This window comes from Bacillus sp. CH_70 (assembly GCF_038007045.1).
GTDB lineage: Bacteria > Bacillota > Bacilli > Bacillales > Bacillaceae_G > Bacillus_A > Bacillus_A cereus.
The window spans coordinates 3,736,757-3,760,625 of the sequence record NZ_JBBOWL010000001.1; the positions used below are offsets into that span (position 1 = coordinate 3,736,757).

Consider the following 23,869-nt stretch of genomic DNA (forward strand, 5'->3'; position numbering starts at 1 on the left):
TCCCCCTAGAACCTCATTTTTCGTGTCCAATTTTAATCCCATAAATAACGGAATACACGTTTTACTTTTGACATCATGCGGTCATCATTTTGATTATTATTGTTTTGATTACGAGTTTTTTGTTTTGCAGGTTGCTGTTGTACCGGCGTTGGTGCTGGTGCTGGTACTGGTTCAAAATGCTCTTGCTTTTCCTGCACATTTTTCCCACGTAATTTAGCTTTTTGATAAGAATGTTTAATTAATCCAACTCCACTTGTATATTGGGGCTCACGCACACCAATATAATCAGGAGTTGCTACACGAACATTTTCATGTAAAATATCATATGCAAGGTCAAGAACACCTGGCATAGAAGCAATTCCACCAGTTAGTACATAACCAGAAGCCACTTGCTTTACTCCTAACTTACGCACTTCATCTTGAACAAACATTAAAATTTCCTCTACACGAGCCTCTATTATATCCGATAATTCCAACTGAGAATATTGTTCTGTTTGATCACTTCCCATAATAGGAACCGTAAACATCTCTTCTTCAGATGCTGTATCATAAAAAGCATGTCCATATTTCAACTTAATTTGATCTGCATTTTCTGTTGAAGTTTTCAACCCAATCGCAATATCCTTCGTTATATGGTCTCCACCTAATGGTAATACGCTCGTCGCTTGTAACTCTCCATCTTTAAAAATAGATAAAGTTGTAGATCCTCCCCCCATATCAACAAGGGCTACTCCTCTATTTTTTTCATCTGAAGATATAGCAACTGTTGCAGCCGCTAAAGGTTGAAGACAAATATCAACAATTTCAAGACCTGCTTTTTCTACACAACGAAGTAGGTTATGTAGTAAAGTTCTCGAGCCTGTAATAAGTGTACCTTCCATTTCTAATCTTACACCGATCATCCCGCGTGGATCGTTAATCTCGTCAAGACCGTCTACGATGAACTGTCGAGGTACCACATCAATAAACTCACGTTCTGGAGCAATTGACACAACTTGTGCTGCATCTAGAACGCGTAAGACATCTTCATTCCCGATTTCACGATCTTCATTTGAAACAGCGACTACTCCGTGACAAGGAAGTAGCTGTACCTGGTTTGCATTGACACCTACTACAACTTGCTCAATGTGGATTCCCACCATGCGCTCAGCTTGTTCAATTGCTTTTTTAATTGATCGAACAGTCTCGTCTATATCAACTATCGATCCCTTCTTTAAACCATTTGATTTTACATTTCCAACACCAATAATGTTTAAGCTGTCATTAACCATTTCACCAATGATGACTTTAACATTGGATGTACCGATGTCAAGACTAACATATATTTCATTGCTGTTCATTCTTTGGCACCTCCTTCTTTATTTATACCATACAACTCAATATATGGAACAACAATCGCAACTTTACTATTTATAAGAAAAATATTCAACGTCTTTATACGTTTCCCTTTTTTAACCCTATATTTTTCTTATTTTTATTTAGCATTCAATTAAGAATATCGCAGTAAACTATGAATAACTGCTTATCTTGAAATAATTCTATTTCGAGTGTAAAGTTTACCGCCAAGTATAAGTCTACACTAAGATGTACTCATAGAAAAGTGAAACTTGTACCAATACTAGTATGAATCTAAGAATTTTTACATATTTTTCATCAAATGAACCATTCTTCTAAATTCGTATACATATAATAGAACATTCGTTTCGTTTTTTCTGCTATAATCAACGAAAACTACCATTCTATTCTTTTTTTTCTTCCGCACCTAATTCTTTCGTATATGCACCTACTTCTAAGTCAATTAATACCTTCTTACCTGGCTCAATTGTTTTTAAAATAAGCGGATAGGCTTCCATACGTTTTGCAAAATTTTGAATCGTAGCGCTCACTTCATAACCTTCATTCATATATAAAGTAAGATGATCTTCATTCGCATTCGTTGGTGAATAGCGAATCTCCGAAATAGATTTTAAAATAGCTGGTGTTAATTTTTCTAGTTCAGCGATTAACTCCTTCATTTTCTCTTCTTTAAAAGGTTCGAAAATCGGTGCTGCAACAGGAAGTTTTCCATTAGGTAGTACATCAAGCGTTTTTCCATTTTCTAATAACGGTTGTAATTTTCCCTCTTTATTTATATAGCCAATCGTTAAATATTCTTCGATATGAATATCAATCTTGTTTGGAAAACGTTTTTTTACATTTACTGCTTTAATTTCTTTTCGCTTCGTTAAGTTTTCTTCAGCTTTATGTGCTGTCACTCGGAAATAACTTGTATCATATGTCACGCCTGAATCCTTCATTACTTGCTCATCCGTCATATAGTGATTTCCAAACACACTAATCTTTTTTATATTACTAAGCGGAGACCGAAAATAAATTAAAAAGAGCACTAATAAAAATAAAATTGATATGTATAAAATCAATCGATGATTAACATTTTTTTTGTTTTTTTTCTTTTGATTTTTCAATTTTGGTACACGATCTTGTAGTTTAATCACTTTACTATTATTCATGTACGATCCCCCTATGTAACATAAAGAACGGCATGTTCCTCATGCCGTTCTTATCTTCTTATTATAACATAAATGATAATGAGCGGAACGAATAACCGTTATCTTCCAATGATTTCTACTTCTGTATGCATATCTACATCAAATTTATCCTTAATTGTATGTTTTATTAATTCAATTAAGGACAATACATCTTGCGCTGAAGCTCCCCCGGTATTAACAATAAAATTGCCATGCATTTCAGAAATTTGAGCTCCACCAATCCTATAACCACGAAGCCCTGCTTTTTCTACTAAATCTCCTGCAAAATGTGGGATTGGATTCCGAAATACACTTCCTGCACACGGGTGATTCCATGGTTGCGTTTCACGGCGGTAATCTTTATTATTTTGCATGCTACGTACAATTTCTTCACGTTTTCCCGCCTGTAATTGAAACTCCGCCTCTAAAACAATACCAGGACGTTTCGTTTGCAATACAGATGCCCGATAAGAAAACTCCAGTTCTTTATTCATTAACCAGTCAATTGTACCGTCTTCAAACAGAATGAGAGCCTTCGATAATACACTCGATATATCCGATTTATGTGCACCTGCATTCATATATACTGCACCACCGACACTTCCTGGAATACCGCTTGCAAACTCCAATCCAGCTAACCCTTGACGACTAAGTAAAGTTGACAATTTAATAAGAGGATATCCACTACCAACTCTTACCTTATGTTTTTCGACCTCTAAGTGATCTAATCCTTCTCCTAAACGAATAACAACACCTTCTATGCCTTGATCAGATACAAGAAGGTTTGAACCGCGCCCAATTACAGTCCACTTCGTTTTGTATTGCTTTACTAACTGTAATGTTTTTTCAATACCGGCTACATGCTTTGGCACAATTAAAATATCCGCTGGTCCACCTATTTTCATAGTTGTATAACGTGCTAACGACTCGTTAACTAAAACACGACCAACGTCTGCTTCTATAAGCTCATTTACTAATTGTTCCATAGACAATCTCCCCCATATTAAGTCTCCTTATGACAATAATATGCAGGGCGTTCACCTAACGTTATCCCTCTATTTACGGGCAGTACAGCTCCCAAATCAAAATTCGGCGGCAACAAAGAAGTTAGGCGAGAATCGGGATGCCAGTAAACATCCGATTAGTGAAAGGTAATAATCAACGAGAAAGAATCACTCCCCACCGATTAAAGCCTCACTTTATTTTTTTACAAGCTTATTCATTACTTCATACAGCTTATTTGCTGCATCTGGAATACCTAGTTGCTTAGCAGCTAGCTTCATATTTTGTAATGTTTGTGCATCCAATAAAATCTCATCAATATCACGAATAAGCGTTTCAGCTGTTAAATCTTTTTCAAGTAACATTTTTGCCGCTCCTTTATCAACAACTGAACGTGCATTCTTTTCCTGATGATTATTTGTTACGTACGGACTCGGTATTAACACACTTGGTTTTCCTAACGCTGTTAATTCTGCAAGTGTTGTTGCCCCAGCCCTTGAAACAACAAGGTCTACACCAGTTAGTACCTCTGGCATATTATGAATGAACGGCTTAATAATAACATTGTTCGGGTTCCCTTTTTGCTTCACGGCTTCCATCACTTTGTCATAATGTACTTCACCTGTTACATATAGTATTTCGTAGCTTTTGTTCCCAAACTGTTCAATTGCTTCAACGAAGGCATCGTTAATCGGTCTAGCTCCACGACTTCCACCAAATATAAGTACAGACTTTTTAGGAAGAGAAAGCCCAACTGAACGTTTCCCTTTCATTCCATTTTGATCCATTACCTCTGATGCTCGCGGATTACCTGTCATTACCACTTTTGACTCTGGAAAATGCTCTGTAGCTGCTTCAAAACAAACAGCAACTTTATCAACATAACGACTTAAAAATTTGTTCGTTACACCTGGTACACTATTTTGTTCATGTACAATAGTTGGAATACCTAATTTGGCTGCAGCGTATACAACTGGTCCACATACATATCCACCCGTTCCAATTACTATATCCGGATTAAAACGACGAATATATCGTTTACTATCCTGTACACCTTTTAGAAAACGCATTACTGTTTTCACATTATCTAATGATATTTTTCGTTTAAATCCACTTATAACAATAGACTGAAATGGTATACCTGCTTTTGGAACGATTGTACTCTCTAGTCCATTTTCCGTACCAATATATAAAAATCTTGCTTCTGGATTTAACTTTTTTATTTCTCTAATTAAAGCAAGAGCTGGATAAATATGACCACCAGTACCCCCACCACTAACTAATACACGCACTACTAACTCCTCCGCTTCTCTTTTCTTATTTCCATTATATTTATTTCTATATACATATTGCATTTTTACACACATACGAAAAACCCTGTCTTATAAACAGGGTTTAGTAGCGAGAATGGCGACTTATATTTAATAATACACCTACTGCCATTAACATTAATGTCAAACTTGATCCACCATAACTTAAAAACGGCAAGGTAATACCCGTAACAGGCATCAGTCCTGTTACAACACCAACATTAATCATTACTTGAATCGCAATCATCGCCACAATACCTACTGCTAAAAACGTACCATATAAATCTGGCGCTCCTAATGCGATACGAATCCCGCGCCATAATAATAGACTAAATAATAATAACACAAATGAACCACCAATAAAACCTAATTCCTCGGATAAGATCGCAAATATAAAGTCAGTTTGTGGTTCAGGTAAATAAAGAAATTTTTGTCTACTTTGTCCAAGTCCAAGCCCAAATAATCCACCAGGTCCAATTGCGAGTAATGATTGGATAATTTGAAATCCACTTCCAAGTGGATCTGACCACGGATCTAAATATGATGTAATGCGTTTCATTCGATACGGTGCTGATGCAATTAATCCTACAAATCCCGCTACACCAATCAAACCAAACATTGCAAAGTGAAAGACCCTCGCTCCCGAAATAAATATCATAATGATACATGTCCCAACCATTACCGTTCCTGTCCCAAGGTCTGGCTGTAACATAATCATCCCAAAAGCAAGAAACACAAAACTAAGAGCCGGTAATAAACCACGTTTAAAAGATGTGATCAATTTTTGCCGTTCCGCTAAAAACTTTGCCAAGAAAATAATCATCGCAAACTTCATAAATTCTGATGGTTGAATCGAAAATGCTCCGATCCCAATCCAACTTCGTGCTCCTCCTCGAACAAGACCTACTCCAGGAATAAGAACGAGAATAAGAAGAATGAAGCAAACTAGCAAAATTACTTTTGAATACGTACGCCACACCCAATAATCAATTTTCATAATAAAAAACATAGCTACTACACCAAGACCCGCAAACAGTAATTGTCTTTTTGCAAAAAAGAATGAGTCCCCCATTTTATAAGAGGCCCAAACTGCACTCGCACTATAAACCATAATCATTCCGATTGTCAACAATGAAAGTGTTACGATGATGAGCATAAAATCAGGCGTTTTCTTCATTACCCACAAACACCACCTCTTTAGGCAGAACCTTTTGCCCTATGTAACAAAACATCAGTAGGTGTTAGCCTACTGATGTTTTGATTTACTTTATATAAGTTTATGCACAGCTTGTATAAAAATGTCTCCTCTTTCTTCAAATGTTTTAAATTGATCCCAGCTTGCACACGCTGGAGAAAGAAGAACAACATCACCTTCTTTAGAATGAGCATAAGCTTTCACCACTGCTTCATCTAAAGTATCGACACTTTCAATTATATCTAATCCCGCTTTTTCTGCCGCTCTTACTAGTTTGGGAGCTGTTTGTCCAAATGTTACAATCGCTTTTACATTTTTGAAATACGGAATTAAATCATCGAATTCATTTCCGCGGTCAAGCCCACCTGCTAGTAACACAATCGGTTGTGTAAACGCAGATAGTGCTTTCTCAGTCGCTAACATATTCGTTGCTTTTGAGTCATTATAAAACTTACGGTTGTTAATCGTTGTTACATATTCTAAACGATGTTTTACACCCGTAAAACGTTTTAACACGACCGTAATTGCTTCATTAGAAGTACCTAATAATTTCGCAATACTCATCGCAGCTAAAATATTTTCTAGATTATGTTGACCAGGTAAAACGATATCGCTTACTTCAACAACTTTTTCACCTTTGAAATAAAGAGCGTTATCTTTTATACACGCGCCATCTTCAATTTCTTTCGTTGTCGAAAACAAGATTTTTTGACCTTTAGTATCCGCAGATAAAGCCATCACATCTGCATCATCCGCGTTTATTACACTATAATCGTTTTCTGTTTGGTTTTTAAAAACATTTGCTTTTGCTAAACCATATTCCTTCTTCGTCCCATGATAATCTAAGTGGGCTTCAAATAAGTTTAAGAACGCTGCAATTTTAGGCTGGAACGATTCTACTCCCATCAATTGGAACGATGAAAGTTCTGTAACTACAACTTCATTTTCTTTTGCATCCTGTGCTACTTCACAAGCTACAGTTCCTATATTCCCTGCAATAACAGGATGCTTTTGTCCTTCTTTTAACATTTCAAATGTCAGCATTGTTGTCGTCGTTTTACCATTAGATCCTGTAATTCCAACAAATGGCGCTTTTGAAATACGATATGCTAATTCAACTTCCGTAACAATTGGAATTTGCTTTTCTTTCGCAGCAACTAATATTGGATTAGAATACGGGATTCCTGGATTTTTAACGACAAGAGAAATATTTCTCTCTAATAATTCTAAAGGATGGCCACCGCATACAACGTCCATTCCTTTTGCTTGTAATTCTGCAGCAAGTACATTGTCTGCTAAAGGCTTTCCGTCATTTACAATGACATTCGCCCCTAACTTTTGTAACAATGTAGCTGCTGCATAACCACTTTTTGCAATGCCTAATACAAGAATATTCTTATTTTGAAATTCAGTTACAGTTTTCAATTACATCCACACCCCGATATAAATTCCTAACACAGCTAATAAAAATCCTGCAGACCAAAACGTCACAACAACACGCCACTCTGACCAACCACATAATTCATAATGATGGTGTAATGGACTCATTTTAAAGACACGTTTTCCTGTTGTTTTAAATGAAATGACCTGAATAATAACCGATAAAGTTTCCATGACGAATACTCCGCCAATAATTACAAGTAGCAATTCTTGTTTTAATAAAATCGCTACAGCTGCAATGGCTCCACCTAAAGCTAATGAACCTGTATCTCCCATAAACACTTTTGCTGGATTCGCATTGAATACTAAAAATCCAAGTACAGCTCCTACCACTGCCATACAGAATATCGCTACTCCAAATTGCTCTTGTGCCACAGCAATAATACTAAATGCTCCAAATGCAATAGCAGCTGTTCCTGATAATAAACCATCTAAACCGTCAGTTAAGTTAACTGCATTTGATCCACCAATAAGCATAAATAGTACAAGTACAAAATACGCCCAACCTAATTCAAACTTAACATCCGTTCCCGGAATCATGATGTATGTGTGGAACGCTTGCCCTTTTCCAATTAAAAAGAATGCAATAGCAATAACAAGCTGCCCTACTAATTTTTGTTTTGATGTTAAACCAAGATTTCTCTTCTTAACTACCTTTATGTAGTCATCTAAAAATCCGATTAATCCGTAACCAAACGTCACTAATAGTAATAACGAAACCTCTGCACCTAAATAATTAAACTTAATCGCCATAATAAGTGAAGTTACCATCATAGATACGTATATGACGATACCACCCATTGTCGGTGTCCCTGATTTTTTTTGATGTGACTTTGGTCCCTCATCACGAATACTCTGTCCGAACTTTAATTTTCTTAAAAATGGAATAAACAATGGCGAAAGGGCAACAGAAATTAAGAATGCTACCCCAGCCGTTACTAATAAACCTTGCTCAAGCACATGTAGTCCTCCTCTCACGTTGTTACTCTTCGTTGTTTAAACGCCCTGTAATTGCTTCTTTCGCAACTTCTCGATCATCAAAATGATGAACTTCTTTACCAATAATTTGATACGTTTCATGACCCTTACCAGCAATAATAATGATATCATCTGCTTTTACTTTAGTGATTGCATGGTGTATCGCTTCTTTTCTATCAATAATCACTTCATAATTATTTCCACTTGCACCATGTACCATATCATCTAAAATAGCCGCTGGATCTTCACTTCTTGGATTATCTGATGTGTAAATTGCATGAGTTGCATATTTTGTTGCAACACTTGCCATTATCGGTCTCTTCGTTCGGTCCCTATCGCCACCACAACCAACGATACAATACACATCACCTTTTGCAAATTGTTTTGCAGTTTTTAATACATTTTCTAAACTATCCGGCGTATGTGCGTAATCAACAATAACTGTATAATTTTGTCCTCCATCAACAACTTCAAAACGCCCTGGAACCCCAGCGAGTTCCTTTATAACAGCAATGATTGTTTCTAATTTCACACCCGAAACAAGTCCTGCTGCTGTTGCTGCAAGTACGTTATATACATTAAATTTACCTATTAATTTCATCGTAACATTTACACTTTCATACGGTGTGACAAGGGTAAATGTAGTTCCGCCACTCGTCATAACGATATTTTTTGCCATAATGTCACTTGTTGTATCAATACCATATGTTACAACAGTTGCTGCAGTACTTCTCATATACTCTTCTGTTACATTATCATCGCTATTCAGCACAGCGTACTTTTCACGATTATGATTATAACTATTGCCAAGCTGTGCAAATAGTAACCCTTTTGCATGTTTATATTCTTCCATCGTTTTATGATAGTCTAAATGATCTTGTGTTAAGTTCGTAAACACCGCTACATCGTAATCACATCCGTGTACACGACCAAGATCTAACGCATGTGACGAAACTTCCATTACCGTGCTGTCCACACCTTGTTCAACCATTTTTGAAAACGTCTGTTGAAGTGTTAGTGCATCTGGTGTTGTATTTTTCACCTCAAATGTTTCATCACCGATTTTCATATTAATCGTTCCAATTAGCCCTGTTTTATGACCATGTGCTCGCATAATCTCATCCATAATATGCGATGTTGTTGTCTTTCCATTTGTACCTGTAATTCCAATTAAATGTAACTTGTGTGTCGGTTGACCATAAAAATAATCAGCTAAAACCGCTAACGAACGAAAAGTATTTTTCACAAGTACAACTGGAACGTCAACATCAATTGGTCTTTCCGCAACAATAGCAGCCGCTCCTTGTGCCGCTGCTTGCTTAGCAAAATCATGGCTATCAACCGTATATCCTTTCATACATACAAATAAGCTTCCTTCTTTCACTTTACGTGAATCAGCTTCTATAGATGTGATTTCTGGATTTTCTTTTGGAACAACTGGAAAATCATGCAAACATGATAAAAGTGTATGCAACTTCATTTCACTAAACCCTCTCTACATTGTTTATTTATCTTTTTTTCAGTAAGCAACACATTACCTCCTATATAAGGAGGTAAGTGCTACTGGCCTATTTATGACTGAGACACTTATTGTCTCAAGTTAAGTAACTGTTCTATAAAGAACTCACTTCCACCAATTGTACCATAAAACGTACTATGTTACCTTTAATTCCCGAAGTAAATTCTAATTTTTGAGCCTTCTTTTACTTTAGCTCCCGCTTCTGGTGATTGCTTAATTACTTTCTCTCCATCTCCACTTATATCAAGCTGTAAATCGACGAGTTGTGTTTGTAAATCTTTCTTTTTCATTCCAATTAAATTCGGAACTTCCACAGTTGGTGTATCGCCCCATTTATATTCTTTTTCAACTTGTTCTTTTCTCGGTTTCACTCCCATAACAGGAAGCGCATCTCGAAGGATATTCCCGACAATTGGAGCTGCTACCACTCCACCAAACTGTGTAACCCCTTTTGGATTATCAACAGCAACATACACAACAATCTCTGGATCATCCGCTGGAGCAAATCCGATAAAAGATACAATATAATTATTCTCTAAATATTTACCATCTTTCACCTTTTGAGCAGTACCCGTTTTTCCACCTACACGATATCCATCAATATAAGCACCTTTACCAGAACCTTTCGCTACAACATTCTCTAATGCATAACGAACTTTTTCTGAAGTTTCCTTGGAAATAACTTTTCTTTTCTCAACAGGTGTCTTTTTACTAACAACTTGATTATTTTTCGGATCAATAAACTCCTTAGCTATATACGGCTGATACAATGTTCCACCATTTACAGCCGCCGCTACAGCTGCTACTTGTTGAATTGGTGTAACAGAAACCCCTTGGCCGAATGAAGTTGTCGCTTGCTCTACTGGACCAACTTTATCTAAATTAAATAAAATCCCACTGCCTTCACCTTGCAAGTCAATCCCAGTCTTCTGCCCAAAACCAAAATTACGAATGTATTTAAATAATCGGTCTTTACCAAGGCGATCACCAAGTTCAATAAATCCCGGGTTACATGAGTTTTGAACGACTTCTAAAAACGTTTGACTGCCATGACCTCCTGCTTTCCAGCATTTCAATCTAGCTCCACCGACTTCAGCTGCTCCATCATCATAAAACGTATCCTTCTCTAAGTCTACTAAATTTTCATTCAATGCTGCAGCTAGTGTAATGATCTTAAATGTTGAACCAGGCTCATACGTACTCCACACAGGTAGATTTCTGTTATACACTTCTGGAGAGACACTTTGAAAATCCGCTGGATCAAAACTCGGCCGACTAGACATACCTAAAATTTCACCATTTTTAGGATTCATTGCAATTGCAATCATACCGTCTGGATTATAAGTTGACTCCGCAATATTCATTTCTCTTTCCATAATCCTTGTAATACGCGCATCGATTGTTAATCCTAAATTTAAACCGGCTTCTGGCTTTTTGAAATCATCACCAACATTAGGCATCCTTTGTCCTTTCGCATCTGCAAAAAAACGCACATGACCTTTGTCCCCATTTAGCTCTTTATCATAATATTTTTCTAGTCCCATAAGACCTTGGTTATCGCTACCTGCAAAACCTAATACATGTGATAAAAAGTTTCCAAATGGATAGTACCGGATAGAATCCTCTGCGATATACACGCCCTTCAAACTTAATCCTCGTACTTCTTTCGCTTTGTCATGTGATATTTTCCTTCCGCCTTTATCTAACCTTACAATCGATTCTTTTTTTGTAATTCTTTTATAAATCTCATCTTTTTCCACACCTAATACTGCAGCTAACTTCTCTGCAGTCTCTGCTGGTTTTTCAATTTGCCTCGGTACAACAAAGACAGTTGGAGCACTTTTATTCGTGGCAAGTTCCACACCATTTCGGTCTAAAATTTTCCCACGTTCGGGTTCAAAAGTAATATTACGACTCCATGAATCTTTCGCACGATCCGTTAACATATTCCCAAGAAAAAATTGCACATATCCAAGACGAATATCGATAATAGTGAAAATAAGTATACCTGATATAAGTATAAAAATAAGTCGTTTTCTAACTGTTACATTTGATACACGCATATCGGAACAAGCCTCCCTTACGCCTAGCTTGTTCCAATATATGCTTGTACTTATTTAATTAGAACTTCTTCTCTTTTACCATTACGGCTTTTCTGCTTCTTGTTGTGGTTCGAGTGGCGGTACGAGTGTGACACCTAATTCTGTACCAGGTTGTAATAATGTTCCTTCCGCCACACTTTGTTCTGTTACGTATCCTGTACCAGAAGGTTTCAAGTTAAGCTGTAATGTCTTCGCTAAATTCATAACATCACGCAGTGCCCATCCTTGTATATTTGGCATTGTAGGCTTATCTCCTACCAAGAAGACTCGGTCGCCTTTTAATGTTTGTTCAGTCGCTTTTGGTACTTGTTGCTGTACTTTCCCTTCACCTAGTACGATTGGACGAAGTTTTGCTTTATCAATCGCTTTCCCCGCTTCAGCCATCGTTTTACCAGTTACATCTGGAACAGTAGTTTGTTGTTCTTTCAGATGTTTTTTCGGATCTTTCACTTCATTTGGCTTAATCTTTAAATACTCTAAACTATTTTTTGTTACATATTTAAAAATATCAGCTAAAGGTTGTGCGCCGTTCTCATCATCTTTTAATTTCGGCTGTTTAACAGCTACATACACAACAAGTTGTGGGTCGTCCATTGGTGCCATACCTAAGAATGAGAATATATAATTCTGTCTTCCTGTCATATAGCCGCCTTTTCCATCCGGAATTTGCGCTGTCCCTGTTTTACCACCAACTGAATATCCATCAATTTTATAAGCTGTCCCTGTACCTTTCGGAGATGTAACAACACGTTCTAATAACTGTCTTACTTGCGCTGCTGTTTCCTTTGTAACAGGTTTTCCTACTTCTTCTGGCTTATGTTCTAATTTTACTTTGTCTGTTATCGGATCTACAATTTTATCAATTGCATAAGGTTTCATCATTTTTCCATCATTTGCAATGGCCGTTGCAGCTTGTACAAGCTGAATAGGTGTTACAGTGGAACCTTGTCCAAAAGCTGTTGTCACCTGTTGTATTTGCTGATCAAATAAAATTGTATTCGATCCTTCACCTGATAAATCAATGTTCGTTTTTTCATCTAATCCAAAACTATGAATATATTTTCGGAAACGTTCTGGACCAAGTTTTTGATCTCCTAAAATTGCAAACGCTACGTTTGAAGAACGCTCTACCCCTTCATCAAACGTGATAGAGCCCCAACCAGCACCGCCGTTATGGTCTTTTATTTTCCTATTTCCGACTTGATATGTCCCGGACTGATAATAATCTTGCCCTTTGTACACACCTTCATTAATAGCTGCCGCTAACGTGAAAATTTTCATTGTTGATCCAGGTTCAAATGCATTGGCAATTGCGTCATTATAAAAGTATTTATTATTCTCTATGTTCGGATCATAACTAGGTTTACTAGACATTGCTAATATTTTCCCCGTTTTTGGATCCGCCACAATTCCAATTAAACTTTCCGGCTCATAATGTTGACTCGCCGATTTCATCGCGTCTTCTAAATAACTTTGAATACGTTGATCCATTGTCAAATATACATTATCTCCATTTTTAGGTGCCTTCACATTCACTTTCCCACCGTCAAGAGATACCCCCCTACGATCACCTGTATAAGCTACCTCTCCATTTGAAGCTCCTAAATATTTATCCAAACTTTTTTCTAATCCAAATTGACCTACTGCAATTCCATCTTCATTCGGTTTCGCATGCCCTATAACATAAGATGCGAAATCACCATTTGGATAAACTCTCGCATTTTCGGTAATAAAAGAAACCCCTGGCAATTTCAATGCTTCTATTTGTTCTTTCTTTTCTTTCGTCAAGCCCTTACCTATCTTCCCAAATTCCACTTGACTTTTATCTTTATTTAACGTGGCTAAAATATCCTCTTCGCCTTTTCCAAGTACTCCTGCAATTTTCTTTGCAGTATCTTCTTTATTCTCAACTGAGTTAGCACCTTTTAGTGCAGCTACCATTTTGTAAGAGTTTGCGTCTTGCGCTAACACATGACCGTTTTGATCATAAATGGTTCCTCGGTTCGCTTCAAGAACTCCTGTTTTACTATGCTTTTGTTTAGCAAGTGCATCTAAATCCTGATTATGAACTGTTCCTGTTGATTGTATGTAAAAAAATCGGGCTAATAACAGCAAAAAGAGCAGGAGGAAAAATATCATAAAATAACCTGCTCCCTTATTGGTATGAAATTTAGTCATATTCTTCTTCATCGTTCCTTCACACCTATTGCCTTATTTGAGGCCTTTCACATTATTCGCATTAATTTCTAGCCCATGTTTTTTTGCCACTTCAGCGATTCGTTCATAGCGACTTAACTTCTCTACTTCAGCTTGTAATTCTTGATTTTCTTTTTGCTGCTGTACAATTTTTTCTTCTATCGTCGCTGCTTCTACATTAACTTGATAAAGGCCTGCTTTATTTCCAATAAACGCGACACAGGCATACAATAAAAAGCCAATAAACGCTACATACAACAGTTTTTCGATTCTTGTAATTTTCGCTTTAACCTTCGGCTTAGCCATCTGCTGTGGGGGCGTTTGAATTTGCACCTCTTCTTGCGCTTGTTGTTTGTACTTTACAGCTAAATTAGTCATACCTCTCTCTCCCTTTTATCGTTTTTCAGCGATTCTCAACTTCGCAGAACGCGCACGATTATTTTCTTCTAGCTCTATATCAGAAGGTAAAATCGGTTTTCTTGTAATAAGCTTTAATTTCGGCTTAAATTCATCAGGAATAATCGGTAATCCTGGTGGCAATTGTGGCGTTGTACTATTTCGCTTAAACGTTGTTTTACAAATACGATCTTCCAATGAATGGAATGTTATAACACTAACCCTTCCACCTGGCTTAACCATCTCAATAGCAGATTCCAATGCTTCTTCAAATACTTTTAATTCATCATTTACAGCTATACGAATTGCCTGAAACACCCGCTTAGCAGGATGCCCACCAGTTCTACGAGCAGGAGCCGGAATACCTTCTTTAATTAGCTCTACTAATTCTCCTGTCGTTTCAATAGCTTTATTCTCACGATAAGCTTCAATTTTTCTTGCAATTTGTTTTGAAAATTTCTCTTCACCGTATTGGAAGAAAATCCTTACAAGTTGTTCATATGACCAGCTATTTACAACATCATATGCTGTTAATGGGGCATCTTGATCCATCCGCATATCTAACGGTGCATCATGATGATAACTAAAGCCTCGCTCTGGTGTATCTAATTGTGGGGATGAAACACCTAAATCAAATAAAATACCGTCTACTTCTGTTATACCTATTTCTTGCAGTTTTTCAGCTAAATAACGGAAGTTACTCTTTACTGTTATAAACTGTTCACCGTATGAAGAGAACTTTTCTTTCGCGTTTTGAATCGCTATCTCATCTTGATCAAACGCTATTAATTTTCCACCTTCAGTTAATTGGGATAATAAATAAGAACTATGTCCTCCTCCCCCCAGTGTACAATCTACATATGTACCATCTGGCTTTATATCTAAGCCGTCTACTGTTTCCTTTAAAAGCACTGTTACGTGTTTAAACATTGTTGCACCTACTCTTTTTCCAATTAATTATGTTGAATGTATCCCTTCCTCTAAGCACATATTTCACGCTTAGAGAATGAAATAATACGAAAGAACGACTCATTTAACTTACCAACAAAGGCAACATACTATACAAATCGCTATTTTCTTTTATTATATACTAAATTTTATCATCTTTTGCGGGAATTTAAATAAAAAACTGTCGAAAAAGCGAATAATACGTTTACATTTTGTGCTATTTTGTCATATATTTAAGTATCCAACACAATTACCATATCCAACACTTTTTTGATTGATAATTCAGAAAAAAATCACTTCACAGTAAATTCAACGGAATAAAAATAAAATCCTGCTCCAAAGAGCAAGATTTTATAGTTTTATAACATGATGTTTTCCGTCCCAAGAAAAAGGGTTTTCCATTACACGATCAACGAAATCCAAACCAAACTGATTTAAATAATAACATACATTCCACACACGTTCTTGCGGCGCACCTAATGGACGAAGTGCGAATTGTATACGGCGGAATTTATTTAGCTGAACCTCATACTTTTTCTCAACATTTCTTTTCAACATTCTTTCCAGCAGTTCAATTTGTTCATTAATTTTCAATTCGTTTTTCCCTGCAAACGCACCTAATCCTGGCTCTATTTTCTTTACAAATTGCTGTAAAGATATATGAATATCGGCAATTTCTTTTTTCGCCTTTTCAAAATGATCATCAATCGGTTCCTCTACTCGATTAGACAACCAGTTTTCACGCAGTTTATCGACATCATTTAAAAACGGATCACTTTCTCTCAATTGCAGATCGAATAAATCTGTCGCTATATCTCTCTCCACATAAGTAATTGTAAGACGAGGAACGACAGGTGGCATTTGAAAACCGACAGTATGGAATACTTGTTGTAATTCACTCCAATAAGCTAATTCCCCTGGACCTCCAATAAATGCGAGCGTAGGAAATACATACTCTTGCATAAGAGGACGCGTTACAACATTATTACTAAAACGTGCCGGATTTCTCTCCATTTCTTCAATCAACTCTTCATATGAAAAGGAATGCGCCCCATCCTTTCCAACAAACTTACCTTGATGCTCTTCAAGCAATACTCGTTCATTATCTATTTCCATGAATATATGCACTGCATGAGACTTCGTTTCAATAATCGGTTTGTATCCTAGTTCTTTAATTACTTCCTGCTGATTACGAAGCCCCTCTTGCACCTCTTTATACTTACCTATAATTCGCTTAAAAAATGGAATTTCTAACTTTCTTAATTCAGGATGATGTGAATCAACAAGGATTAAACCAGAATTAGCAAAGATTTTCGTAATAAGATGAGCAAAGAAATCTACATACGTATTCGATTTTTTCAAAGCATCATCAACAAATTTTAATACATCCTTTGTAAAATTTGTTTCTGGGTATGTTTTAAAAATCTCTTCAATCCAACTTCTACAATCTTCAACAGAAAGTTCAGACTCAGAAGCACTCGCCTTTTTCGGATTACGATCATAAAAAATAGTTTTTTTCATCTTTTTATTTTTCGCTACAAAAGTATGGTTAATCTCATCCATATCATGATCTTCACCCGCAATCCAGAAGACAGGGACAACTTTAACTCCTAAACTTTCTTCCTTTTCCTTTGCAAGCTGTAAAATTGAAATAACTTTATGAATTGTATAAAGCGGTCCAGTTAATAACCCCGCTTGTTGTCCAGCTATAACAACATATGTATTTTCATCTCCAAGCGCTTTTACATTTTGAAGTGTAGATTCTCCCGCTTGTAATTTTGTATTATATTCTAATAAATGCGCTACTAAATCTTGGCGGAAAAACTCCCTTTCACGCAAATCATGTAAACGTTGTTTAAAAGCATCTTCTGTTAACATATAATCAAAACATGACTGTATCTCTTTTTTACCGTTCATATAGTCCGCTACAACACCTTGTTGCGGAACAGAGATTTCTTTTATCTCCATATAATTCTTCCTTTCGTATCCAGTTCTCTCACCAATCCACATTGTAGTCAATGTTTCACTTAAAAGCAAAGAATAACACTTATACTCTTGTTTCTAACCCCTTTATTGCATCGAACAAAAATTGAAGTGTCGGAACTGGTCGTTGCTGTTTCTTAGCCTCTTCTAATACATACCCAACAATCGCATTAATTTCCGTCTGTCTATTCGCTCTTACATCCGCTAACATAGAGGATGTATTACGAGACGTTCCTTCACACACATTTCGTACCATTTGCCATACCATTTCTTTTTCTCCTCTAATAAGAAATGCGACCTCCTGAAACACTTGCTCCATCATTTGATAAAAAAAACGATTCGTGATTAATTCACCATTCTTTACTCCCAATAACGCCGTCAACGGATTGATACATACATTTACTACTAATTTTTTGCGCATAATCTCTTCCCAATCTGTTTCTATTTGAACTGGAAAATAAGCAACAGGAAAAGAATGAAATATTTTTTTAAAATGTATAGATTGGCCACAAACCACTCCAAATCTCGTTACACCTACTCCAGTATGATGAACGATGTGCCCTCCCTCTTTTTTCGCACCATGTTCTACAATACCAACAGCTATATTTTCACTCCCTATTTGCAGCATCTTTGGGAGATGCGACATTCCGTTTTGCAAAAAGATTAATGATGATGCACCTTCCACAAACGGTAGTATGTCATCTATATGATATTGCTTCACAGCAATAAATATATAATCTAAATTTTGCGCTACCATACTTTCTATCGGTAAAACAGGCGGATATACTGTTTCCCATCTTCCATCTCTAATACAAGTTACACCTGTTTCATTTAATTCTTCAGCCTGCTTAGCTGTTCTTGTAAACAACGTAACATCTTGGTTACTTTTTTGTAAATAAAATGTATACAATAGACCAATAGCACCTGGTCCGACAATTCCAATTTTCATTTTCACACAAGGGATTCACATTAAGTACCCTTGCCTCCCCCCTTTTTCATATCTTTTTAAAGTACATGAGCACGCCCTATAATTTCGTTGTCCTCTGCCAAACAAATACACTCTCATTTTTCACTATGTATATACTGCCTATTAATACACTTATACTCTTAGTTTAGCAAATCCTCAAAAAAATAATAAAAGAAATATACTATCTTCTTCATAAAAATAAAAAAATGAGTTATACTATATATTATAAATATTTTTACTTTTCTGCATTCAACGAGATAAGAAAAGGATGTGATGTAATGGGATTCCCAAAAGTTGAGCGCTTGCTCATCAATTATAAAACGTTAGATGAATTCAAAAAATTTAAAGGGTGCGGAGCCCAGGAACTATCTATGCTGGAAGAATTGCAAGCAAACATTATTGAAAACGACAGTGAATCTCCATTTTACGGTATTTATTATGGCGGATCACTAATCGCACGTATGAGTCTATATATGAAAAGAAACGGCGGAGAACCATTCGAAATTACAGGTCCTTACCTAGAACTTTATAAACTTGAAGTATTACCAACTTTTCAAAAACAAGGATTCGGACAAATGCTTGTAAATCATGCGAAACAACTGCAATTTCCTATTAAAACGATAGCGCGTATTCATTCAGCTGGTTTTTGGGATAAATTAAATTTCAGCCCCGTATCAGTAACTGATGGAGATTTTTATATTTGGCATCCAGAAACAAATTTGAATGCGGTTACAAATGAAGAATCGGCTTAAGAAATAAAAAAAACAGCTGTATAACAGCTGTTTTTTTATTTCTTAAGCTTCTCTAACTTCTCAGTCGAGCGAGCATTGTTTCTTTCCGCTACCATTACACTTCTTTTTTGATCGATATAATCAAGCAATGTTCTATACTCTTCCTCATATACTGATAATCGCTCCAGAAGACGCTCTCTTTCTGTTTGTAATGATTCAACTTGTTGTTGCAACACCGTTAAAGAGTTTTCATCTTTATAATTTTGCAAGAAATCAATAACATCATTCAACGTAATTGACGTAGGTTCTAACACTTTTGTCTCTTTCACTTCATAATTTTCTACTTTACGAAGTTGCTTCGCTTCCTCAATACGTTCTTTATATTGCTTTCTTACGTAAGAATTCCATCTAAATCCACATGCTGCTGGTGTACGAGATAAATTTTTCCCCACTTCCTTAAAGGCAGAAAGTTGTGTTCCACCTTCTCGAATATGCCGGAGTACTACTTCTGCCAGAAGCAAATCTTCATCATCAGTCCAAGCATCTTGTCTTGTTGTCGCCATTTCTCTAGTCCTCCCTATGCATTTTTTATTAAGCATATGCAGTTACTAGAAAAGATAGAATACAACAACTAAAGATTAAGACAAAAAAAATAAACGCAGAAGATATCTTCTGCGTTTATTTTCCTGCAATTACTTGCTGATTACTTCTTTACCTTTGTAAGTACCGCATGCTTTACATACACGGTGAGCTAATTTCGCTTCACCACAGCTTGGGCACTCTACCATACCAGGTACTGATAATTTGAAATGCGTACGACGCTTTCTTTTTACTGTTTTAGAAGTTCTTCTAAAAGGTACAGCCATTCTTCCCACCTCCTTAAAAGAAATAGTTATTTTCATATGAAGGCCTGAACCAGTCTTCCGATTATTTGTCAAAAAACTTTGCAAGTCCTGCCAATCTTGGATCAACAGTCTTTTCTTTGTCTTCTTCCGAAATCACTTGCCAGTCTTGACCTTGCGTCGGTGCTCCACCAGAAACATCATCACTGAAAATTTGCATTGGAATCTCCAAAAGTATATTTTCCTTGATTACGGGCAGTAAGTCAAGTACTTCTCCTTCTAAACAATGAATTTCAGCTTCAGTTTCAAATTCTTCTTGTGAAGTTTGGAACACCTCAGTTGTTTTAATGTCAAATGGTAATGTCACATCTACTAAAGAACGAGAACATGGTAAAACCATGCTTCCAGTTATATGTAGATGAAACGTAAACTTACCGGAGCCAAAATCAACTCTTCCCGTTACATGAACAGGATTAATTTCACGAATATCTTTCTCGACCTCTTTTAGCTCACTTACATCTACCATCTCATCCAATGTCAATCCTTTATTTCTCAATTTATTCAATTGATGGATGGACCATTTCATATCATATCACCTCAAGGCAACAAACAAAATTATAGCTAGCCATTTTATATTTGTCAATGTTTTTTCTTTACACCTCTACAGATGCATTGTGTCCATTATGTGTTAAAACGTGTGTTTTTGTCCAGCTATATTTTCTATTTTAGACAAAATGGACATAAAGTAAATAATAAATGTGGTACAAGTTGTGGTCAATGTGGTCTACGTGGTCAAAAGAGAGTGGTCGTTTGTGATCACTCTCTTCTTATATATATTCCCCTATACTTTTCTTGTTATTGCCTACAGAATTAAATTTCTTGGATTACATATACTTTTACAAACACATCATATTTTGCTGCCAGTTGCTCCAACTTCTTTTCTCTATATTTTGTAATGGTGAAGAAATGGATAACTGGCACTTTTCCTTTATATTTTTGCTTATATATTTTAGTAAACTCTTCATAACATTTTAATTTCTCATCATTGACTACCATCTTTTGAGTACGATCTATTTCTACTGCATGAAGTATCCTATCTTCATCACGAAACTTCACATCTGGAATAATCTTCTTTTTCTTATTATCTTTTATATACCTTATTTCTGTTTCAATCTGCCAATTATCTGGACAAAACAGTTGTAACCATGCTTCATTACGTAAAATAGCATGTGCTACTCTACTATGATGAACTACTTTTCCTTCACCAAATAACTTGTGCCCTGATTGATTTAAATAATAAACATATTCTTTATTGTGAGTTAATTTACTCGTGTAAGAAGAGAGATCCTTCATAATTCGATTTGCATTTCTTATCCCACCCATTTCATGCACACTCATTAAATGCCTTCTTGTTGCAAACTGTAGCTTCCTAATCGTCGCAAGTATCGCCATTTGACGGTTGATTTGCATATGCGTTTGCATCCTCATGTTTCTCCACCTCATATTGTTTTAAATAATTACACATCATTTCATTACTAATGTAAGGAACTTGTATTTCGGTAAGCCTATCCGTTTTAAAAATTGCACGTCCAGGAATGCTTTTTATCGATTCTAATCCCGGTTCATCTATAACAACGCTTGAAGCTGTTTGAGTCGGTAACCTAAAACCTAATTTCGCATCACTATTTTGTTTCACTTGACGTGGTAATGTATCTCCTGTCGGATACTGTGTACAGAAAATTAATCTAAATCCTAAAGCACCACCTATACGCGCTATATGAGAAAGCATTTGTTGACAAGCTCCTAATAATCTTTGTTGCTCCTTTTTCATACTTTTATCAGGGCACAATTCAGCGCCTTCGTCTACTATAATGAAATAACGCTCTTTAATACTTGTTTCTACAACGTTTGTATAATGTCTATCTTTCATGTATTGCATTTTCTCTTCCATCTTCTCAAGAATATCCTTTAATACCATAAAGGCTTCTATAGGCTTCTCAGCAATGGAAACTATTTGTTTTAAATTCTTATATGGCCCGAACTCCAAACCGCCTTTTAAATCAATAATGTATAAATGAATATGCTCTGGTTGCGCTAAAGTAAGTGAAGTAACTACATTCTTTAAAAATACCGTCTTACCCATTCGGGTGAGACCACCTAGTGCCATATGTGGAGTTTTATCAAAATCATGGTAGATAAGTTTTTCTAAACTTTGGCCCATTGGTACACGCCATTTCCCTTCTGTCACTAAATCCGTAGACCATGACCATTTTTTCGGTATATCTCTATGAAAAACACGAATATTTAATTTGTAATTGTCGTAATCAATTCGAACAGGTTTGTTCAATCCTTCAGAAACAACATCCTCAACTTTCTGAATAATTTTACTTGGCATCCCTACCGGTAATCGATATACATAAGTTGTGCTTCGATCATCATTTTTTTGCTCAAGAAAAACCGGATACTGTAATCTCTCCCCAATCCTGATAGCAATTCCACTTACCTCAAAAAATACTTGTATCTTTTTACGGTCATCATCTTTACTTTTAAGTTTATCACCGAATATAGCGAACAATAATCCAACGACCGGTACCGATAATAGCTCCAACATAAAATCACTCCCTATATCCCTCTTATAGAGGGTATATATCCCTATTTCAAGGAATACGTGCATACAAGCTAAACTCCTTATGACATAAGGAGTAAAAGGTTTCCACGTCGTATGCCTTCATAGAAATAAAACGAGAACATAACGTAGAAGGTATAGAAACGAGCCTGTAAGTGTTGTGTACAAGGTGACACCTGGAAGCCAATGTGGAACACTCTTCCCCATTTTTTCCGCCACCTTCATTGCAACTACTGACAAACCTGTCGCCGTCCAAATAACTACCGCTTCTCCTGCGAGTGTCATACCTATTCCTCCTCTTCTTTTTCACGGAATATAATACCTTTTCTTGAAAGGACTACATCATAACAGTCCATTAGGATTTCCCAATTTAAAACGTCTTCTTCCTCACCGTATATATCCTCTTCGATAATCTGGGATAAACTGAAATATCTTTTATATTCCTTTTTATTAAACACTTTATGATTTTTCATGTGATTCATAATTGATTCTGTTTCTGATCTGGATCTTGATTCATTGTACATAGACTGTAATTCTTTTGAAGGATGTAAATATGGAGTTGTATTCAAGTGGTTATACTGCCAACGCATGTAATCCTCCCCCTTCTTGATGTCCTTAGTTCCACTTGGTATTCCTCGTGGTCTTGATACAGGTATATGAACTAGAAAATAAAAACTTGTTTGTCCATCTTAAAAAAAATAAATAGGAATTTTCATTTTGTTATCGAATATACGAAGATGAGGTGAATAGATATGAAATGTAGGCTCAAAGAAATTTTAGATGATCGGATGATAAAACAAGGAGCGTTAGCAAAAAGAGTGCAAATTACACCACAGCAACTAAGTCAAATCGTACATGGTAAAAGTGAGCCTTCTTTACGAAATGCTATTAAAATCGCAAAAACATTAAATTTACATGTAGAAGATATTTGGATCGAAGAAGAATCTAATATTAAATAAATTTCAAGGTGGAGATTACATGAAAGTCATAAGATCTATTTTCAACGCATACCGCATATTCGGTAAAATATTGAAACCTATATTCCGCGCATTGAATAAGAAATAAATTTTAAAAATCGTAGAAATAAAAAAAAGAGCCGTCATGAT

23 protein-coding genes are annotated in these 23,869 nt (G+C 36.1%); 2 read left to right on the plus strand and 21 right to left on the minus strand.

The window, feature by feature from the left end:
* Positions 1-32: 32 nt before the first annotated feature.
* The 14 genes from ftsA to panE form a co-directional block, all read right to left on the minus strand.
* Entirely contained in the window at positions 33-1,340 is a 1,308-nt protein-coding gene (gene ftsA, locus N2V79_RS18785) for a cell division protein FtsA (protein ID WP_001087557.1), read from the minus strand.
* Positions 1,341-1,739: 399 nt separating this feature from the next.
* A complete protein-coding gene (gene divIB / locus N2V79_RS18790; protein ID WP_340720136.1) occupies positions 1,740-2,510 on the minus strand; it encodes a cell division protein DivIB in 771 nt (256 codons plus the stop codon).
* A 98-nt stretch (positions 2,511-2,608) separates the two neighbouring features.
* On the minus strand, positions 2,609-3,514 hold the full coding sequence (murB, locus tag N2V79_RS18795; RefSeq protein WP_000437027.1) for a UDP-N-acetylmuramate dehydrogenase: 906 nt from the start codon (positions 3,512-3,514) through the stop codon (positions 2,609-2,611).
* 213 nt (positions 3,515-3,727) lie between these two features.
* Positions 3,728-4,822 (minus strand): undecaprenyldiphospho-muramoylpentapeptide beta-N-acetylglucosaminyltransferase, encoded by a 1,095-nt coding sequence (murG, locus tag N2V79_RS18800; protein ID WP_024927913.1) that lies wholly within the window; start codon positions 4,820-4,822, stop codon positions 3,728-3,730.
* 103 nt (positions 4,823-4,925) lie between these two features.
* Positions 4,926-6,017, minus strand: coding sequence for a stage V sporulation protein E (spoVE, locus tag N2V79_RS18805; RefSeq protein WP_000753524.1), 1,092 nt, complete (start codon positions 6,015-6,017; stop codon positions 4,926-4,928).
* 90 nt (positions 6,018-6,107) lie between these two features.
* Positions 6,108-7,460 (minus strand): UDP-N-acetylmuramoyl-L-alanine--D-glutamate ligase, encoded by a 1,353-nt coding sequence (murD, locus tag N2V79_RS18810; RefSeq protein WP_000860103.1) that lies wholly within the window; start codon positions 7,458-7,460, stop codon positions 6,108-6,110.
* A complete protein-coding gene (gene mraY / locus N2V79_RS18815; RefSeq protein WP_000893060.1) occupies positions 7,461-8,435 on the minus strand; it encodes a phospho-N-acetylmuramoyl-pentapeptide-transferase in 975 nt (324 codons plus the stop codon). It lies immediately after the preceding gene.
* 22 nt (positions 8,436-8,457) lie between these two features.
* Entirely contained in the window at positions 8,458-9,933 is a 1,476-nt protein-coding gene (gene murE, locus N2V79_RS18820) for a UDP-N-acetylmuramoyl-L-alanyl-D-glutamate--2,6-diaminopimelate ligase (protein WP_000766289.1), read from the minus strand.
* A 185-nt stretch (positions 9,934-10,118) separates the two neighbouring features.
* Entirely contained in the window at positions 10,119-12,035 is a 1,917-nt protein-coding gene (locus N2V79_RS18825) for a stage V sporulation protein D (protein WP_001266235.1), read from the minus strand.
* Between the two features lie 81 nt (positions 12,036-12,116).
* Positions 12,117-14,264, minus strand: coding sequence for a penicillin-binding protein (locus N2V79_RS18830; protein WP_436628110.1), 2,148 nt, complete (start codon positions 14,262-14,264; stop codon positions 12,117-12,119).
* A 21-nt stretch (positions 14,265-14,285) separates the two neighbouring features.
* Positions 14,286-14,648 carry a cell division protein FtsL gene (ftsL, locus tag N2V79_RS18835; protein ID WP_000182804.1) on the minus strand — a complete coding sequence of 121 codons (363 nt, stop codon included), beginning with the start codon at positions 14,646-14,648 and terminating at the stop codon, positions 14,286-14,288.
* A gap of 15 nt (positions 14,649-14,663) precedes the next feature.
* The gene (rsmH, locus tag N2V79_RS18840; RefSeq protein WP_000472508.1) at positions 14,664-15,596 is read right to left on the minus strand and encodes a 16S rRNA (cytosine(1402)-N(4))-methyltransferase RsmH; all 933 of its coding nucleotides are present in this window, start codon (positions 15,594-15,596) and stop codon (positions 14,664-14,666) included.
* Between the two features lie 369 nt (positions 15,597-15,965).
* Entirely contained in the window at positions 15,966-17,582 is a 1,617-nt protein-coding gene (bshC, locus tag N2V79_RS18845; RefSeq protein ID WP_069356136.1) for a bacillithiol biosynthesis cysteine-adding enzyme BshC, read from the minus strand.
* A gap of 79 nt (positions 17,583-17,661) precedes the next feature.
* Complete coding sequence (gene panE / locus N2V79_RS18850) at positions 17,662-18,546, minus strand: 2-dehydropantoate 2-reductase (RefSeq protein WP_014482115.1); 885 nt, start codon at positions 18,544-18,546, stop codon at positions 17,662-17,664.
* Positions 18,547-18,842: 296 nt separating this feature from the next.
* Here panE and N2V79_RS18855 point away from each other — a divergent pair, with 296 nt between their 5' ends.
* The gene (locus N2V79_RS18855) at positions 18,843-19,316 is read left to right on the plus strand and encodes an N-acetyltransferase (protein ID WP_000506690.1); all 474 of its coding nucleotides are present in this window, start codon (positions 18,843-18,845) and stop codon (positions 19,314-19,316) included.
* Positions 19,317-19,351: 35 nt separating this feature from the next.
* Here the strand turns inward: N2V79_RS18855 and N2V79_RS18860 are convergent, their stop codons facing one another.
* The 7 genes from N2V79_RS18860 to N2V79_RS18890 all read right to left on the minus strand — a co-directional run bounded on the left by N2V79_RS18860 (position 19,352) and on the right by N2V79_RS18890 (position 23,353).
* Positions 19,352-19,858, minus strand: coding sequence for an RsfA family transcriptional regulator (locus tag N2V79_RS18860; RefSeq protein WP_000246469.1), 507 nt, complete (start codon positions 19,856-19,858; stop codon positions 19,352-19,354).
* A 129-nt stretch (positions 19,859-19,987) separates the two neighbouring features.
* A complete protein-coding gene (gene rpmF, locus N2V79_RS18865; protein WP_001984764.1) occupies positions 19,988-20,161 on the minus strand; it encodes a 50S ribosomal protein L32 in 174 nt (57 codons plus the stop codon).
* A 61-nt stretch (positions 20,162-20,222) separates the two neighbouring features.
* Entirely contained in the window at positions 20,223-20,723 is a 501-nt protein-coding gene (locus N2V79_RS18870) for a YceD family protein (RefSeq protein ID WP_000872146.1), read from the minus strand.
* 284 nt (positions 20,724-21,007) lie between these two features.
* Positions 21,008-21,625, minus strand: a complete 618-nt coding sequence (locus N2V79_RS18875; protein WP_340720137.1) for a replication-relaxation family protein — start codon at positions 21,623-21,625, stop codon at positions 21,008-21,010.
* A complete protein-coding gene (locus tag N2V79_RS18880) occupies positions 21,567-22,748 on the minus strand; it encodes an FtsK/SpoIIIE domain-containing protein (RefSeq protein ID WP_002066863.1) in 1,182 nt (393 codons plus the stop codon). Before N2V79_RS18880 ends, N2V79_RS18875 begins: the two co-directional genes overlap by 59 nt.
* A gap of 117 nt (positions 22,749-22,865) precedes the next feature.
* Positions 22,866-23,048 carry a hypothetical protein gene (locus N2V79_RS18885; protein WP_340720138.1) on the minus strand — a complete coding sequence of 61 codons (183 nt, stop codon included), beginning with the start codon at positions 23,046-23,048 and terminating at the stop codon, positions 22,866-22,868.
* A 2-nt stretch (positions 23,049-23,050) separates the two neighbouring features.
* Entirely contained in the window at positions 23,051-23,353 is a 303-nt protein-coding gene (locus tag N2V79_RS18890; RefSeq protein ID WP_033707124.1) for a hypothetical protein, read from the minus strand.
* Between the two features lie 162 nt (positions 23,354-23,515).
* On the opposite strand from N2V79_RS18890, the gene N2V79_RS18895 reads away from it, so the two are divergent.
* A complete protein-coding gene (locus N2V79_RS18895; protein WP_021728012.1) occupies positions 23,516-23,722 on the plus strand; it encodes a helix-turn-helix transcriptional regulator in 207 nt (68 codons plus the stop codon).
* The last annotated feature ends 147 nt before the right edge of the window (positions 23,723-23,869 follow it).